This window comes from Sphaerothrix gracilis Ecp01 (assembly GCF_030405905.1).
In the GTDB taxonomy this organism is placed as follows: domain Bacteria; phylum Cyanobacteriota; class Cyanobacteriia; order Phormidesmidales; family Phormidesmidaceae; genus Sphaerothrix; species Sphaerothrix gracilis.
The window spans coordinates 94,777-108,333 of sequence record NZ_JASATW010000012.1 but is presented as its reverse complement, the minus strand read 5'-3'; the positions used below and the strand labels follow the sequence as shown (position 1 = coordinate 108,333).

13 protein-coding genes are annotated in these 13,557 nt (G+C 50.7%); 6 read left to right on the top strand and 7 right to left on the bottom strand.

The genetic code is table 11. From position 1 onward, the window contains the following. Positions 1-543 precede the first annotated feature (543 nt). From petC to gghA, 3 genes are all read left to right on the top strand, one after another. On the top strand, positions 544-1,086 hold the full coding sequence (gene petC / locus QJQ48_RS15125; RefSeq protein WP_346292078.1) for a cytochrome b6-f complex iron-sulfur subunit: 543 nt from the start codon (positions 544-546) through the stop codon (positions 1,084-1,086). A 76-nt stretch (positions 1,087-1,162) separates the two neighbouring features. Then, on the top strand, positions 1,163-2,119 hold the full coding sequence (petA, locus tag QJQ48_RS15120; protein ID WP_346292077.1) for a cytochrome f: 957 nt from the start codon (positions 1,163-1,165) through the stop codon (positions 2,117-2,119). 253 nt (positions 2,120-2,372) lie between these two features. Then, entirely contained in the window at positions 2,373-4,961 is a 2,589-nt protein-coding gene (gene gghA / locus QJQ48_RS15115; protein ID WP_346292076.1) for a glucosylglycerol hydrolase, read from the top strand. Positions 4,962-5,099: 138 nt separating this feature from the next. Here gghA and QJQ48_RS15110 read toward each other — a convergent pair whose 3' ends face one another. Both QJQ48_RS15110 and QJQ48_RS15105 read right to left on the bottom strand, forming a co-directional pair. Beyond that, positions 5,100-5,429 carry a hypothetical protein gene (locus QJQ48_RS15110; RefSeq protein ID WP_346292075.1) on the bottom strand — a complete coding sequence of 110 codons (330 nt, stop codon included), beginning with the start codon at positions 5,427-5,429 and terminating at the stop codon, positions 5,100-5,102. Between the two features lie 47 nt (positions 5,430-5,476). Continuing rightward, entirely contained in the window at positions 5,477-6,469 is a 993-nt protein-coding gene (locus QJQ48_RS15105; protein ID WP_346292074.1) for a ligase-associated DNA damage response exonuclease, read from the bottom strand. Positions 6,470-6,942: 473 nt separating this feature from the next. On the opposite strand from QJQ48_RS15105, the gene QJQ48_RS15100 reads away from it, so the two are divergent. Next, positions 6,943-7,401, top strand: coding sequence for a hypothetical protein (locus tag QJQ48_RS15100; protein WP_346292073.1), 459 nt, complete (start codon positions 6,943-6,945; stop codon positions 7,399-7,401). 506 nt (positions 7,402-7,907) lie between these two features. Beyond that, the gene (locus QJQ48_RS15095) at positions 7,908-8,360 is read left to right on the top strand and encodes a hypothetical protein (RefSeq protein ID WP_346292072.1); all 453 of its coding nucleotides are present in this window, start codon (positions 7,908-7,910) and stop codon (positions 8,358-8,360) included. A gap of 249 nt (positions 8,361-8,609) precedes the next feature. Here QJQ48_RS15095 and ftsH3 read toward each other — a convergent pair whose 3' ends face one another. The 4 genes from ftsH3 to QJQ48_RS15075 form a co-directional block, all read right to left on the bottom strand. Beyond that, the gene (gene ftsH3, locus QJQ48_RS15090; RefSeq protein ID WP_346292071.1) at positions 8,610-10,454 is read right to left on the bottom strand and encodes an ATP-dependent zinc metalloprotease FtsH3; all 1,845 of its coding nucleotides are present in this window, start codon (positions 10,452-10,454) and stop codon (positions 8,610-8,612) included. Between the two features lie 128 nt (positions 10,455-10,582). Further along, complete coding sequence (locus QJQ48_RS15085) at positions 10,583-11,383, bottom strand: aminotransferase class IV (RefSeq protein ID WP_346292070.1); 801 nt, start codon at positions 11,381-11,383, stop codon at positions 10,583-10,585. Positions 11,384-11,404: 21 nt separating this feature from the next. Beyond that, positions 11,405-11,629 (bottom strand): type II toxin-antitoxin system HicA family toxin, encoded by a 225-nt coding sequence (locus tag QJQ48_RS15080; protein WP_346292069.1) that lies wholly within the window; start codon positions 11,627-11,629, stop codon positions 11,405-11,407. Between the two features lie 135 nt (positions 11,630-11,764). Then, positions 11,765-11,965, bottom strand: a complete 201-nt coding sequence (locus QJQ48_RS15075; protein WP_346292068.1) for a type II toxin-antitoxin system HicB family antitoxin — start codon at positions 11,963-11,965, stop codon at positions 11,765-11,767. A 131-nt stretch (positions 11,966-12,096) separates the two neighbouring features. Between QJQ48_RS15075 and QJQ48_RS15070 the strand changes: the two genes are divergently transcribed. Further along, positions 12,097-12,879 (top strand): TIGR01458 family HAD-type hydrolase, encoded by a 783-nt coding sequence (locus QJQ48_RS15070; RefSeq protein ID WP_346292067.1) that lies wholly within the window; start codon positions 12,097-12,099, stop codon positions 12,877-12,879. A gap of 1 nt (position 12,880) precedes the next feature. Here the strand turns inward: QJQ48_RS15070 and QJQ48_RS15065 are convergent, their stop codons facing one another. After that, positions 12,881-13,510, bottom strand: coding sequence for a hypothetical protein (locus QJQ48_RS15065; protein WP_346292066.1), 630 nt, complete (start codon positions 13,508-13,510; stop codon positions 12,881-12,883). Between the last annotated feature and the right edge of the window lie 47 nt (positions 13,511-13,557).

Genomic DNA, 13,557 nt, shown 5'->3' with positions numbered 1-13,557 from the left:
CCCACTTGTCTAGCAACAGCTCCTGTAGATCCTGTCCGGTCATAGTTGATTTCAGCCCATAGCCCTCATAAGTACTCTAGAGTCTGCCAGATTATTAGCCAAAGCTAGGCCGCAGGCAAACTGCCTATAGGGACTGCAATGTTTACACTAATTAACAAAAAGTGCAGGACTGATGCGGGCTGATGTTTAGAGAACGCTGATAGACAGGTACTATCAGCTATCAAGCGCCCAGAAGTCTCCTGATTGTAAAGCGTTTTAAAGCCTTCATTGGTAGAAAAATGAATGGTCGATCAAAAAACTTGGCAAGACTCTAGAGAATGGAACGTTTGCGAGAGCAGCAAAATGTAATAATACCTGTAGAAAATATGCAAACTTATTTCACAGACGCTCATAATCAGCAGAGTATACCTGTGAGGTAGTGCTGGCAACAGGCAGATGTATTCGTGAGCAGTTGCAGCGGCTGGCTGCTTGAGTGAATACATTGCGGGCCTGGGGTTTTGATACTTACATTTTTGTTCTGAACGTTTACTTGTTTCCTAAATCATGACTCAAGCTTCTGGAACTCCGGATGTCCCCAATCTGGGACGCCGCCAATTTATGAATCTCCTAACGTTTGGCGCCGTTACCGGCACCGCTTTAGGCGCTTTATATCCCGTCGTGAAATACTTTATTCCGCCTTCGAGTGGGGCTGCTGGCGGTGGTGTAACAGCGAAGGATGCGCTCGGTAATGACGTGATTGTCAGTGAGTTCCTAGAAGAGCACGGAGCCGGATCGCGGACGCTGGCCCAGGGGCTTAAAGGTGATCCTACCTATCTGGTTGTCACAGAATCAGGATCCCTAGAGGACTACGGCATCAACTCTATCTGCACTCATCTAGGCTGTGTTGTTCCCTGGAATGCCAGCGAGAACAAATTTATCTGTCCTTGCCACGGTTCTCAGTACGATGCCACTGGTAAAGTTGTACGCGGCCCTGCCCCCTTGTCTTTAGCTTTGGCTCACGCTGATGTCACCGAAGATGACAAAGTTGTCCTTTCGCCGTGGACCGAAACTGATTTCCGTACAGGCGATAATCCTTGGTGGGCTTAATTTGAGCGCAGCGGGCTGAGTTCCCTTTTGTTCGCTCTACGTCAACTGACCTGTTCGATTTGTATACACTCTACTAATGAAGACTCAATTTTCACTTCTTAGAGGCAGCCTGATTGCGATCGCGGCCATCGCTGTTCTACTTACGGGTAGCTTCGCGTTTCCTCAATCAGCCGCTGCCTATCCTTTTTGGGCACAGCAAAACTACGAAAGCCCGCGTGAAGCCACCGGCAAGATTGTTTGCGCTAACTGTCACCTGGCTGAGAAACCAACCTATGTTGAAGTGCCTCAGGCCGTGCTGCCTGACAGCGTTTTCAAAGCAGTGGTTGAGATTCCCTATGACTTAGATACGCAGCAGGTATTGGGAGACGGTAGCAAAGGCGGTCTTAACGTCGGGGCGGTGCTGATGCTACCAGATGGATTCCAGATTGCTCCGCCCGATCGCATTTCCGAGGAGCTCAAAGAAGAAGTCGGCAACACCTACTTCCTGCCCTACAGCGACGAACACCCCAACTGGGTCATTGTGGGGCCGCTGCCGGGCGAGCAGTATCAGGAAATTGTTTTTCCCGTCCTCTCTCCCGATCCGGCTACTGACAAAGGCATCAACTTTGGTAAGTATTCTGTTCACGTTGGCGGTAATCGCGGTCGCGGTCAGGTTTATCCCAACGGTCAGGCCAGCAACAACACCGTCTACAACGCCGCTAAAGCGGGCACAATCACTCAGGTAGAAGCGGGTGCTGAGGGTGGCTATGCAGTCACTGTTCAGCCTGCAGATGGAGAAGCTATCACCACGCAGATTCCGGTTGGCCCTGAGCTGCTAGTGGCCGAAGGCGACGAAGTAACAGCGGGTCAGGCGCTAACAACTAATCCCAACATGGGTGGCTTTGGTCAGGTAGAGACTGAAATTGTCCTGCAAAGCCCCAATCGCATCAAGGGTCTAGTTGCTTTCCTAGCGGCTGTGACGCTCTCACAGATTATGCTAGTCCTGAAGAAGAAGCAGGTCGAGAAAGTGCAAGAAGCAGAAATGTCCTTCTAGCACCGCTCAAATATCACTTGAATTTGGGGTGGGGCTTAAGTTCCATCCCAATTTTTTGAGAAATTTTTGGGTCTATTTAAACCTTCACGTCAGGGTGACATCACCATGAAGATTCCCGCAGCAGCGATCGCCTGTCTAGACTAGAAACTATAAGATAAGGGCAAACTCAGAATTTGCCACTGATGAGTCGTTACGATCGAGTAAAAGAGTTAAATCTTAAACAAATATTACTGGCTGTTTCAGAAGGATTACGGTGCTCAAAACACGTCAAAAGGTTCACCTCGTTGAAGACGAAACCAAAACTCTCTTACGCTGGGCTGCTGATATTGCAGCATCCAACGAAACCTATTTTTCTAAAGGGCAGAAGCTAGCCCGTCGGTTAGGAGCACACTATCGGCGGGATGGTTTGGCAGAGTTAGGCTTCTGGACACCTGAACTGGTCAGCGACGTCATCCAGTCTGAAAGTCAGCTAGATCTAGAAATTTTTACGCCGATCGAACCGATTGATTTTAGAGTACCGGAACAGGCGGTGCGCTTTCGGCGCGATCGCATTCCGGTGATGAAGCAGGGAGAGTTTATCTGGGCGGTGGTGGCCGGAATGCGATCGGGCACCCGCGATCGCGCCGGCTCTTTTTACTGGCTGCGCTACGTGGACGCGGAAAATCGAGTCCACATCATTCGCGATCCGCTAGCTTATTCTTTGCCTTATGGCGTATTTGCCCCCGCAGAGTTTTACAACATGCGGCGGCTGCAGCGCAGCCGCACCGACATGGCTTATTTGCGCCGTACCTCTGCGCCGCCCTCGGTGCCAGATGCCCCTATTCCCCGGGTACCTGACCCCATCAATATTCTGCAAATTCATGTCAAAACGGCTTCCTCAGAAGGCAGTCTAGAGGGCCTGACCCGAATTTATAGGCAAATTTCAGAAAAGCTAGCCAGTCAAATCCCGCTGACCCCCTTTGAGCAGACCTATGCGGGTTTTGATGCGGTGCAGCTTTTACCCATCGAGCCTACAATTGAATACCGCCGCGAAGACGACAATATCGAGCACGAATTTTTCTCCATTCATCCAGGCGAGTCTGCCAGCGAAGAGACTGAGGCGGAAGAGGCAGAAACCGAACTACAGGTAACCCTGCGCAAGCCAGATACCCAAAACTGGGGCTATGACGTGCCAATTCTAGGCTCTGCCGCCACGAATCCAGCCGTCCTGGGTAGCCTGCGTCCGGATGAGGTCATCGACTTTATTGCCACGCTGCATAATTTTTCGGCAGGCCCAATCAAAATTATCTACGACCTGGTTTACGGTCATGCTGACAACCAGTCTCTAGAGTTGCTCACCCAGCAGTTCTTCAAAGGGCCAAACATGTATGGCCAAGACCTGAATCACCAGCTACCTCAGGTACGGGCCATTCTTCTAGAGATGCAGCGCCGCAAACTTAACACAGGAGCCGACGGCATCCGGGTAGACGGCGGACAGGATTTTCGCTTTTTCAATCCTCTAACCGGCATTGTGGAGCAAGACGACACCTATCTGCTGGCCATGAGCGATGTGGTGCAGGAAATCAATGGCTGTCGGCGGCTGATGGTGACAATTTTTGAGGACGGTCGGCCTTGGCCACAGCCAGGATGGGAAGAAATTTCCACCTATCGAGAGCTGATTGAGCTGAAGCCAGAGTCTTACCAGTGGGGGCCGCTGATTTTTGCCCACAATACGCCGACGCTGCAGGGGTTTTGGGATCGTAAATGGCGGCGTGTCTGCGAGGTCATCTTTCAGGGCGATCACTGGATTACGGGCTGTGGCAACCACGATACGGTGCGGCGGGGTAACCAGGTGGATCTCAACGAACCGATTAACTGGAATCTGGGCAAGACGATGCCGCAGGTGCTGCATAAGGCTTACAACAACCCGGCTACCCAGATTTGGGTCCATGGTTTTTGCCCAGGGCTACCTATGGACTTTCTCAATGCTTTGGTAGGTACCCCTTGGGGCTTTTTCCGCAATACGGACGATCGCTATGGCGTCAAAGTGGTTTCCGAAGAAGTCAGCTTCCTAGACTGGGAAATTGAGCCGGAGATGTACGATCAGCCAGACACGTTTTCTCGATTAAAGAAGCTGGGCTTTAAGGACTTTGATCAACTCAGAGACTTTGCTCAGGCGCTGCGTATAGCCATGATTGAAACCAATTATGACCTCGCTGCCGTAGCGGAAATTTGTCAGCACTGTTTAGGAGATTCTGACGAGGTCTGTGAAGTGCCACCGCTTGAGGATCTCAACGAACCTAATTTGCCTCGTTTTTTAGCAACGCTGGATGTCTCTAAACTCAAAGCCTTTGCTATGGCCTTCATGGAAGATGGTCATGACATATGCAACGTCAGTCGCTATGGAGGGCAATTGGATCCGGCTGAAAGCCAGTTTAGCTGGCAGCTACGAGAGTATCGCCGGCAGCATCCCTGGCTGCATGAGAATCTAACTGGGCGCGATCGCTTTAACCGCATCAGTGATGATGAGCGCACTATCTTTTACGGCATTCGGATTGAACCCCATCCGTCAGCCAATCACATGCCCCAGCAGGTCGTTATGATTTCCCACATGGGGGGAGAGCCAATGGAGGTGACGCCTGGAGACTGGCTGCAGCTAGATATGGAACAGTGGCAGGTGGCGATCGCCTCACCTGAACTTGCGCCTGAAGACCTGAAGGACTTGCGCTCTTTCGTGCTCAAAGACGGACAGGGTATCTTGCTGGAGCCGATTGTTGAAGAAGCCACAGATGAGGAAGCTGCTTCAGCCGCGATCGCCAGAAGCTTAGAACTGTCCTCCAGCGCTCCTATCTTTATTCCGTAAGTCGGTCACGATGCAGCCAAATTTTGCGCCAGTAGCAACAGCGCTGCAGGTTGGCCTACGCGTCTACAGTGACGGCATCGCGCATCGAATCAGATCGGTGAGCCTGTGCCCAGCAAAACGATAGTTAGCACACCTTCGTTAGCGCTGATCCTCTGCCGCTGTGGGCGGCTCCGTTGGCGACAGCGCTGCTTGGTCGACCGTCAGCAAGGGTTCTGATGACGGTGGACCAAGCAGCAAGCGATCAGTCTCTGTCTCTAGCTGTTCACGTCCTGCTTCAAAGAAGCGTTCTGCGCTAGTCGGCGCAAATAAACCATTGATTACCTGGGGGGGAATGCTGCTTGCGGCTGCCCTGATCGGCTCTAGGGACTGCGCTTCAGCCTGGAGCGGAGCGCTAACAACAGCCAAAACCATCACAGCTATCCATAGATGCCCCTGCCGGAGAACTTTAACTGCGATCGCGCTTTTCATCATTTCCTCCAGCGACTGCCTGGGCCTGCCTCTCTATTCTAAGAAATCTAGATATCCCCTTCTCCTTCAAACAGCGTTTGCAGCGGCATAGCGTTGAGCTGATGTACTTCGCGCAGGTAGCGGGCCAGCACCTCGTTCTGGCCGTGGGTTACGTAGACAGTCTGCGCCCCGGTCTGCAAAACAGTGTCAATTAATCCTCGCCAGTCCGCATGATCAGACAGCACAAATCCACGCTCGTAGCCCCGCCGCCGTCGAGCACCTCGCACTGCCATCCAGCCAGAGGCAAACGCTGTTTGAGGATGCTTGAAGCGTTTCATCCAGGCGGAGCGATGACCGGAAGGAGGCGCTAGGACTAAATCGCCTGTATAGGAGTAGTCACGGGGTATGTCTGAGGTGGGAATTGTCTCTAGCATGTGTACGCCTTGCTGCCGGTAAATGTCATTGAGAGCCGCGATCGCACCATGCACGTACACCGGGCGATCGGTAAACTGAGTCAGCTCTGCTAGCACTCGCTGGGCTTTGCCAAAGGCATAGCAAAACAAAATTGAGGCGCGATCGCTATCGGCCTGCCACCAGTCGTAAATTTGTCGCGCTGTTTCCGGCCCAGTTTGCCAGTTATAAATGGGTAAACCGAAGGTCGCTTCTGTAATAAACGTACTGCAGGGAACCACCTCAAATGGCGCGGTTGTGGGATCGGCATTGCGCTTGTAGTCTCCCGAAATCACCCAAACCTCACCTTTGTACTCAATCCGAATTTGAGCCGATCCTAATACGTGCCCTGCTGAATGAAACGAAATCCAAGTATCCCCTAGCTTCAACTTTTCACCATACTGCACCCCCTGTAGGTTGATCTGATCCCCCAGTCGCTTCTTCAACACCCCTGCCGAAACTTGAGTGGCGATGTAGTGGTTTGATCCAGCATGGGCATGGTCAGAGTGAGCATGTGTGACCAGGGCCGTTTCTACGGCTCTCCAAGGATCTATGTAAAAATTTCCCGGCTCACAGTAAAGTCCTTCTGAGCGAACGGTAACGAGTGACATAAGCTGATGGTTTGGATGGCTGCCGTACCTCTAGTATCAGATAAATCACGTGAAACAGTCTCAGCTCTAGGGTTAGTCAAGTCCGAGCTGGTGGGTAGGCACTATGACTATTCTTTCTAGAGCCGAGCTGTGATTGACCGTTTATGAGGAAAGTTCAGTAGATACCCGCTACCATCACTTTCTCTTTTCTGCGGAGGCTTAAAATCAGTAAATTTATCTAGTTGTTAGCAACATACAGCGGGAACTTTGAGAAAGCGGGTAGATGAGATGACTGAGATAGGGTGAACTCAAATAACGCGACCCCTATCAGTCAGTAAATTCTCTAATCCGTTTAGCGCCTTTACTCGAAATTACCCAGAACGTTAGGCATCTACCCATAGCCGCATATTTACTTACCTATTCGTCTCAAGCATTCTTACAAAAGCTTAGTGGAGTCTATGTCTGCGATAGATCGTTCTCATAAAAAAAAGGTAGTGTTCAATCAGTTTGCCAATCGGCTACCGCCCCATATCCTATCGAGCTTTAGCGAAGCCCAGATAGAAGCCATTCAGCAAGCGTTAGAGCCTCGAAGCTGGCAGCAGCACCCTGTCGATATTCGCCTATCAATTCCTTTCTTTTGGCAGCGATTCTATTTAGTTTTCGTGGCCGGAAAGGAAAAGCGCTCTTCCGAACGCCTAGCCAAAGAAAATACTGTTCGGCAGTTTTGGACGCCTGGCAATATGCTGCTGATTCTTTTAGTCAGCGTTTCTGGCATATTGGCCCTGTTGGGGCTGCTGTATTTAAGTTCCAATAGCCTATCACTCTTCAAAAAGTCATCAGAAGTGGCACCAGTTGGCATTCCTTTCAAGCGAGATAAAGCGAGCTGTGAAGAAAGCGGCCGCATATGGCAAGACGATCGGTGCATCGATTACGAACACGATCCTATTTTTTAAAGGACTGGCTGTTAATACTGTTTTATGTTGATAAGTTCTAACAAAGCAGGATGGCGAATTTTCTTAACCCTTTGTATCTTGGCTCTTGGGTTTGGAATCGAGGGCTGGCTACTCAGCGCTTTTCAAGTTTCAAAGCCACTTTGGTTCCTGACGCTGATCCTGTTGATTTATATCAGTAACTCAGGTAGAGGCGCTACTGCGATCGCTCAAACTTGGACAACAGGGCTTTTTATTTTTTGTATCTTAGCGCGTCCTTGGCCTGATATTTGGCCCAGTGATATTCCCTGGAGACACGCTAAACTTTGGGCCAGCATTTTACTCAGCCTTTGGATTTTTACAGCCTGGCTAATTCAGCTCTTAGCAGCAAGCAGCGATCGACTCGATGAGCAGGCTTGGAGCCGCAAAACTCGAATCATAGGCTTAGGAGGGCTATGCTGGCTGTCAATGGGTGCAGGGAGTTTGTTCTACCAATTTCTATTCACTATTAACGATTAGGACAAATTATTATGAGCCAACTGTCACCCGCATCAGATGCTGAAACGCAGCAGATTGCATATATCCAAAGAACGGCTGATTACTATCTCCATCAGATTAATCCTAAAGTACTAGATAGCCTCGATGAAGCGCAGAGGTATGAATTTAAACGCATCATCAACAGAGCGATTCCTAAGCCCGCCCCCAAGCTAGTTGATTTGCGTTTTACTATTGATGTTTTGTTCTCAAAGTTTTATGTGGTGCTGCTCGTCGGTAAGGACCGACGGCAACGGCCTCGGCGGCGTCGCCTATCTAGTCGTTTGACTCGGGCGAGCAACTGGTTGGCGGCTATTATCTTATTGCTGAGCCTAAATCTTTTAATTAGTGCCAGTGTGTTTTTAATGGCTTACCTAATCAAATCTGCCGTGGGTATTAATCTGTTTCCAGGGCATGTCTCTGATACGCTGCAAAAAATCTCGAATTAGCGCAATAGATGACGCTAATTGATAAGTTTCTAGGAGTTGTTCCAAAAAAGTAAGTTTTGCTTTGGTTTTATTCTCTTAGGATTTACGCGCTTGACGAAGTTTGGACTGCGTAATTTCTATTGCTGTTGCAGGTGTGGAGTCAGTCTTAGCTAAATCACCTAGGCAGTATGAGTCAAATGTAAAACGCTCAGGCTTCTCCACAGAAACCTGAGCGTTTTAATCAGGAAGTTGCTGGAAGTGGGTAAATCGCTAGGCGATCGCAGCCATACGCACGTCGCTTTCAGCTAGCAGAGACTGCAACTCCTCTGCATCTACTGTCTCTTTCTCCACTAACATGTCGGCTAGCCGATCAAGAATAGAGCGGTTGTCAATCAGTACTTGCTTGGCGCGGGCATAAGCCTGATCGACAAGCTGACGTACTTCCGCATCAATGGCGGCGGCTGTCTGCTCAGAAAAATCACGCTCTGAATTGATGTCACGACCCAAGAACATATTTCCCTGTTGACGACCGAGCGCTACCGGGCCAAGGCGATCGCTCATACCGAAGCGAGTCACCATTTGACGGGCTACCCGTGCCACCTGCTGTAGGTCATTGGAAGCGCCTGTGGTCACTTCCTCATCACCGAAGATAATCTCTTCTGCTAGACGACCGCCTAAAGCAACTGCCATCTGATTTTGCAGATAGGAACGAGAGTACAGACCCGACTCCATTCGATCTTCGCTGGGGGTGAACCAGGTGAGGCCCCCGGCCCGTCCGCGCGGAATAATGCTGATTTTCTGTACCGGATCGTAGTCAGGCATCAGCGCCCCTACGAGAGCATGGCCCGCTTCATGATAAGCCACGAGCTGCTTGCGCTTTTCGCTCATCACCCGGTCTTTCTTCTCTGGGCCAGCCAAGACGCGATCGATGGCGTCGTTGACTTCGTCCATTGAGATTTCCGTTAGATTGCGGCGAGCCGCGAGAATGGCTGCTTCATTAAGCAGGTTAGACAAGTCTGCGCCGGTAAAGCCAGGCGTGCGGCGGGCGATCTTGTCGAGGTCAACGTCTTTAGCAAAGGTCTTGCCGCGAGCGTGAACCTTGAGAATCTCTAAGCGACCGGCATAGTCCGGGCGATCTACGACTACCTGACGGTCAAATCGGCCTGGCCGCAGGAGCGCTGCATCCAGTACATCAGGACGGTTAGTCGCCGCAATAATGATAATGCCGGTATTGCCCTCAAAACCATCCATCTCAGTGAGAAGCTGGTTTAAGGTTTGTTCCCGCTCATCGTTACCACCGCCTAGACCAGCACCCCGTTGACGACCTACGGCGTCAATCTCGTCAATGAAGACGATACAAGGCGCATTGGACTTAGCTTGCTCAAACAGGTCGCGGACGCGAGAAGCCCCCACACCTACAAACATCTCTACAAACTCAGAACCTGAGATTGAGAAGAAAGGTACACCGGCTTCGCCTGCTACAGCTTTAGCCAGCAGGGTTTTACCCGTTCCCGGCGGGCCAACTAGAAGAACGCCCTTGGGAATTTTGGCTCCCACTGCCGTGAAGCGATCGGCATTCTTAAGAAAGTCAACAACCTCAGTCAGTTCCAGCTTGGCCTGCTCAATTCCAGCTACATCACCAAAGGTCACTTGGGTCTGAGGCTCCATCTGCACCCGCGCCTTTGACTTGCCAAAGTTCATAGCCTGGCTGCCAGGGCCGCTCTGAGCGCGACGCAGCACAAAAAACAGTACTACCAGCAGCAGTACCGGAATGAGCAGTGTGCTGAATACCCGGACCCAAACGCTATCGTCACTCTGAGGCAGCACAACGATATCAACGCTGTTCTCTTCTAAAGTGCTGATTAGCTCTGGATCATTGGGCAGATTGACGGTAACTCTACCGCTACCGTCGGGGGCGGTAAATTGCGCCCGTGTGCGGTCAGCGCTAATGCTGACCCGCTCGATACGATTACTCTCGATCGCATCAATAAACCGGCTGTAGCGCCATGATTGGGTCTCTTGCCGAGCGCCATTGTCAAAAACCGCTGTTGCCAGGGCAATGACAACCACAATCAAAAGCGCGTATAGCCCTGCATTTCTCCACCGTTTATTCACCGGGGTTTTGCCTCCTAAATCGTTGTCGGCGAGGACTCTTTCTATAGTTTGCTGCGAGTACTCTTTTGTTTAATGGCTTAGATATTAACTAATGTTAACCCAAATTCAGAATTTACGACCTTTGGCTCTCAAGCAAACAGCGATCGCAGGTCTGCCAGAGCCGCATGATAAGGGTTGTATTCCAGTCTAGTCTCTCTCATTAAAATTGTGCGTAGGGGGATGACTTCGACTGCGCTGTTGCTGTAGGCGATCGCCTCAAAGCCTTGTCTTAGCTTCGGTGTCCAGGGAACTTCCTGTATTCTAGTCTGCTGAGCTTGGAGGTGCTGGATCAGGCGCGATCGCACCGTACCCGGCAAAATTCCGGCAGACAGCGGCGGCGTCCACCAGCAGTCATCACGCCAGCCCCAAAGATTGCCGGTGCTAGTTTCTAGCCATTCATCTTGGACGTTGACCAAAATTGCCTCAACGGCCCCCTGCTGCCGAGCGGCTTGCAGGGCCAGCCAGCAGGCTAAGTAGTTGCCAGTTTTGTGATGGGGTAGCGATCGCTGGTAGCTCGCCTCTGCGACCCAAGCCGTTACGCCTTTTTGCTGGCTGGTCTGCAAATTCGGCGGTAATTCTCGCCCCGTAATCCACTCTTTCCCGTCGGGGAAAATAGTAATGCGCAAAACGGGGTAAATATCTTTGAGCGTTTCTGCTCCTTGACGGATTTGTCCCCAGTCCGGCTCTTGCCAGCTGAATTGCTGAATGGAATGGCGCAGGCGATCGCAGTGAGCCTGCCACTGAGTCAGCCGATGGTCTAAAGAACCGTCATAGACTCGCAGCGTTGTGAAAACTGTTGCACCAAAGCGGAGTCCGGGTTCGTTCGCTGTTAGATTCAGCGAAGTTGCTTGAAATTTTTCCTCGCCGTCGTACCAATGTTTTTCTTCCATAAAACTGTACAAGCGGTTTGTTTATGCTTGCCAATCTTGCTGGGGAATTTCTGCCCCTTTTAGAATGCTGCGTAGAGTGCCAATTGGTAGATCTTTGCCGCGATGTTCAGGCACGATAACTTGCAATCCGGAACTAGAGTTTCTCCATTTACGATGGCTTCCTTTTTGAGAAATGAGTTCAAATCCATGTTGACTCAGAATTTTCTCTACTTCCCTAGCTTTCATGCGGCGAATACGCTTGGACATGTTTTGACACGGATAACTGAAGAACTATCCACAGGGCAATTTAGGCATAGAGCTTGCCCTAGAATTGGTTTAGATTAGCCAAGAAAGCGCTATGGGCAAAGCAGTTAAGTTAAGAGAAAATTTGAGAGGTTTGGCTTAAACAGTTACCTCGCGCGCAATTGCATTTGGGGCAAGCTGGATTGGATCAACTTGCAGATAAAGTTCTATAGCTTCTTGGATATTTTCGAGAGCTTCTTGTTCTGTTTCTCCTGCCGAAGCACATCCAGGTAATTCTGGACACCAAACCGCCCAGTCACCTGTCTCTATATCGGGTTCAAGAATTACACGCCACTTCATAGATTTTTCTCAATTCAGGATTCAGATAAACTTATCTTGAGTGATTGTAGCTTTTGCGCCACCTTCTATCAGACTAGATCAACTACCCTCCAGATCTACAGCTCAGATCTACTACTCGGAGGACATTGAGCATGTCTACCCAAAACTTGTCGGCTATCAAAGGATTACTGCTCGACCTGAATGGAGTTTTCTATGTCGGCAACCGCATTTTGCCGGGCGCGACTGAGGCGATCGAGTTTTTGCGGGAGCGGCAGATTCCGTTTCGCTTTATCACCAACAATACGACTGAGTCGGTAGAGGCTCTGTGCAGTAGCCTCAACTCTCTGGGCTTACGAATCAAACCCAGCGAAACTATTAGTGCTCCCTATTCGGCTGTGCTGCACCTGCGTAAGCTGGGTAATCCCAAATGCTATTTGCTGCTAAGCCCGGAAGTGAAGCAGGACTTTGCTGAATTTACGACTTCGGAGAGCGCGGCAGATGTAATCGTTCTGGGGGATATGGGAAATGCCTGGAACTACCACGAGCTAAACCGGGCCTTTCGGCTGATGATGCAGGGAGCTAGCTTAATCGCGCTGCACAAGGCGAAATACTGGCAGTGGGAAGGCGGACTGCACATTGATATTGGCGCATTTGTGACAGGGCTAGAATATTCCACGGATAAGCAGGCATTGATCGTGGGGAAACCTTCTTCATCCTTTTACAGCCTAGCCTTAGATGAACTGGGTTTGCCTGCAGCCGAGGTAGCGGTAATCGGCGATGACGTCCACGATGACGTGGCCGGTGGACAGGCAATGGGAATGCAGGGATTTTTAGTTAAAACCGGCAAGTACCGATCGGATCTAGTGGCTAGATCGGAGGTTCAACCAGACGGTGTACTGGAAAATATTGGCGCGATCGCTCAGCTTTTTGACTAACTTACTCCGGCTGTTCATCGCTGGGTGGCTGGTGCTGACGGGCAATTTCAGCGTAGAGATCGCAGTCCCCCATCCAGACCGCTGCCAGTAGACGAATACCGCGCTCGCTGAGCAAAGCTTCTTCTCCCTGAACTAGCTCAAAGTCTTGTAGGCTACCACCTGCTGCCAAAATCAGGTCGGCCATCCATTCGCTACAAGGGGTTAGCTGTTCTTGCTCCCGCAGTAGCCACTCAGTCCGGGCCTGCGCTGAGAGATCTAGCGACTCCTTGAGGCAATCGTACAGAGGAATGCCCGTGCGCTGCTCAACGCCATAAACAACCTGCTGCAGGTACCAGGCAGCCTGATCATTGGGTAAAAACTTAAGGCGATCGCAGATATAGCGAGTAATGCGCTCTACAAAGTCAACGCCTAAATGCTGGTTGAGTAGGGCGATCGCCTGGCCTGCTGAACCTGATTCAACATCATCAAATGCCTGTTCCCAGTCGTGGCCGGGGTAGTTGTTGAGCAGCAGCTCGTAGCAGCGATCGCTGAGCCAGTAAGCCTGGTTTTCTTCATCAAAGGCGAAGTCTCGACCTGGCACTGCTCCGGCATCCACCATCAACTGAAAAAGCTCAAACTCGGCCTTACGCATAAAATACAACCAAATAGACAGAAACTAAGCAAAACTTAATACCTTAA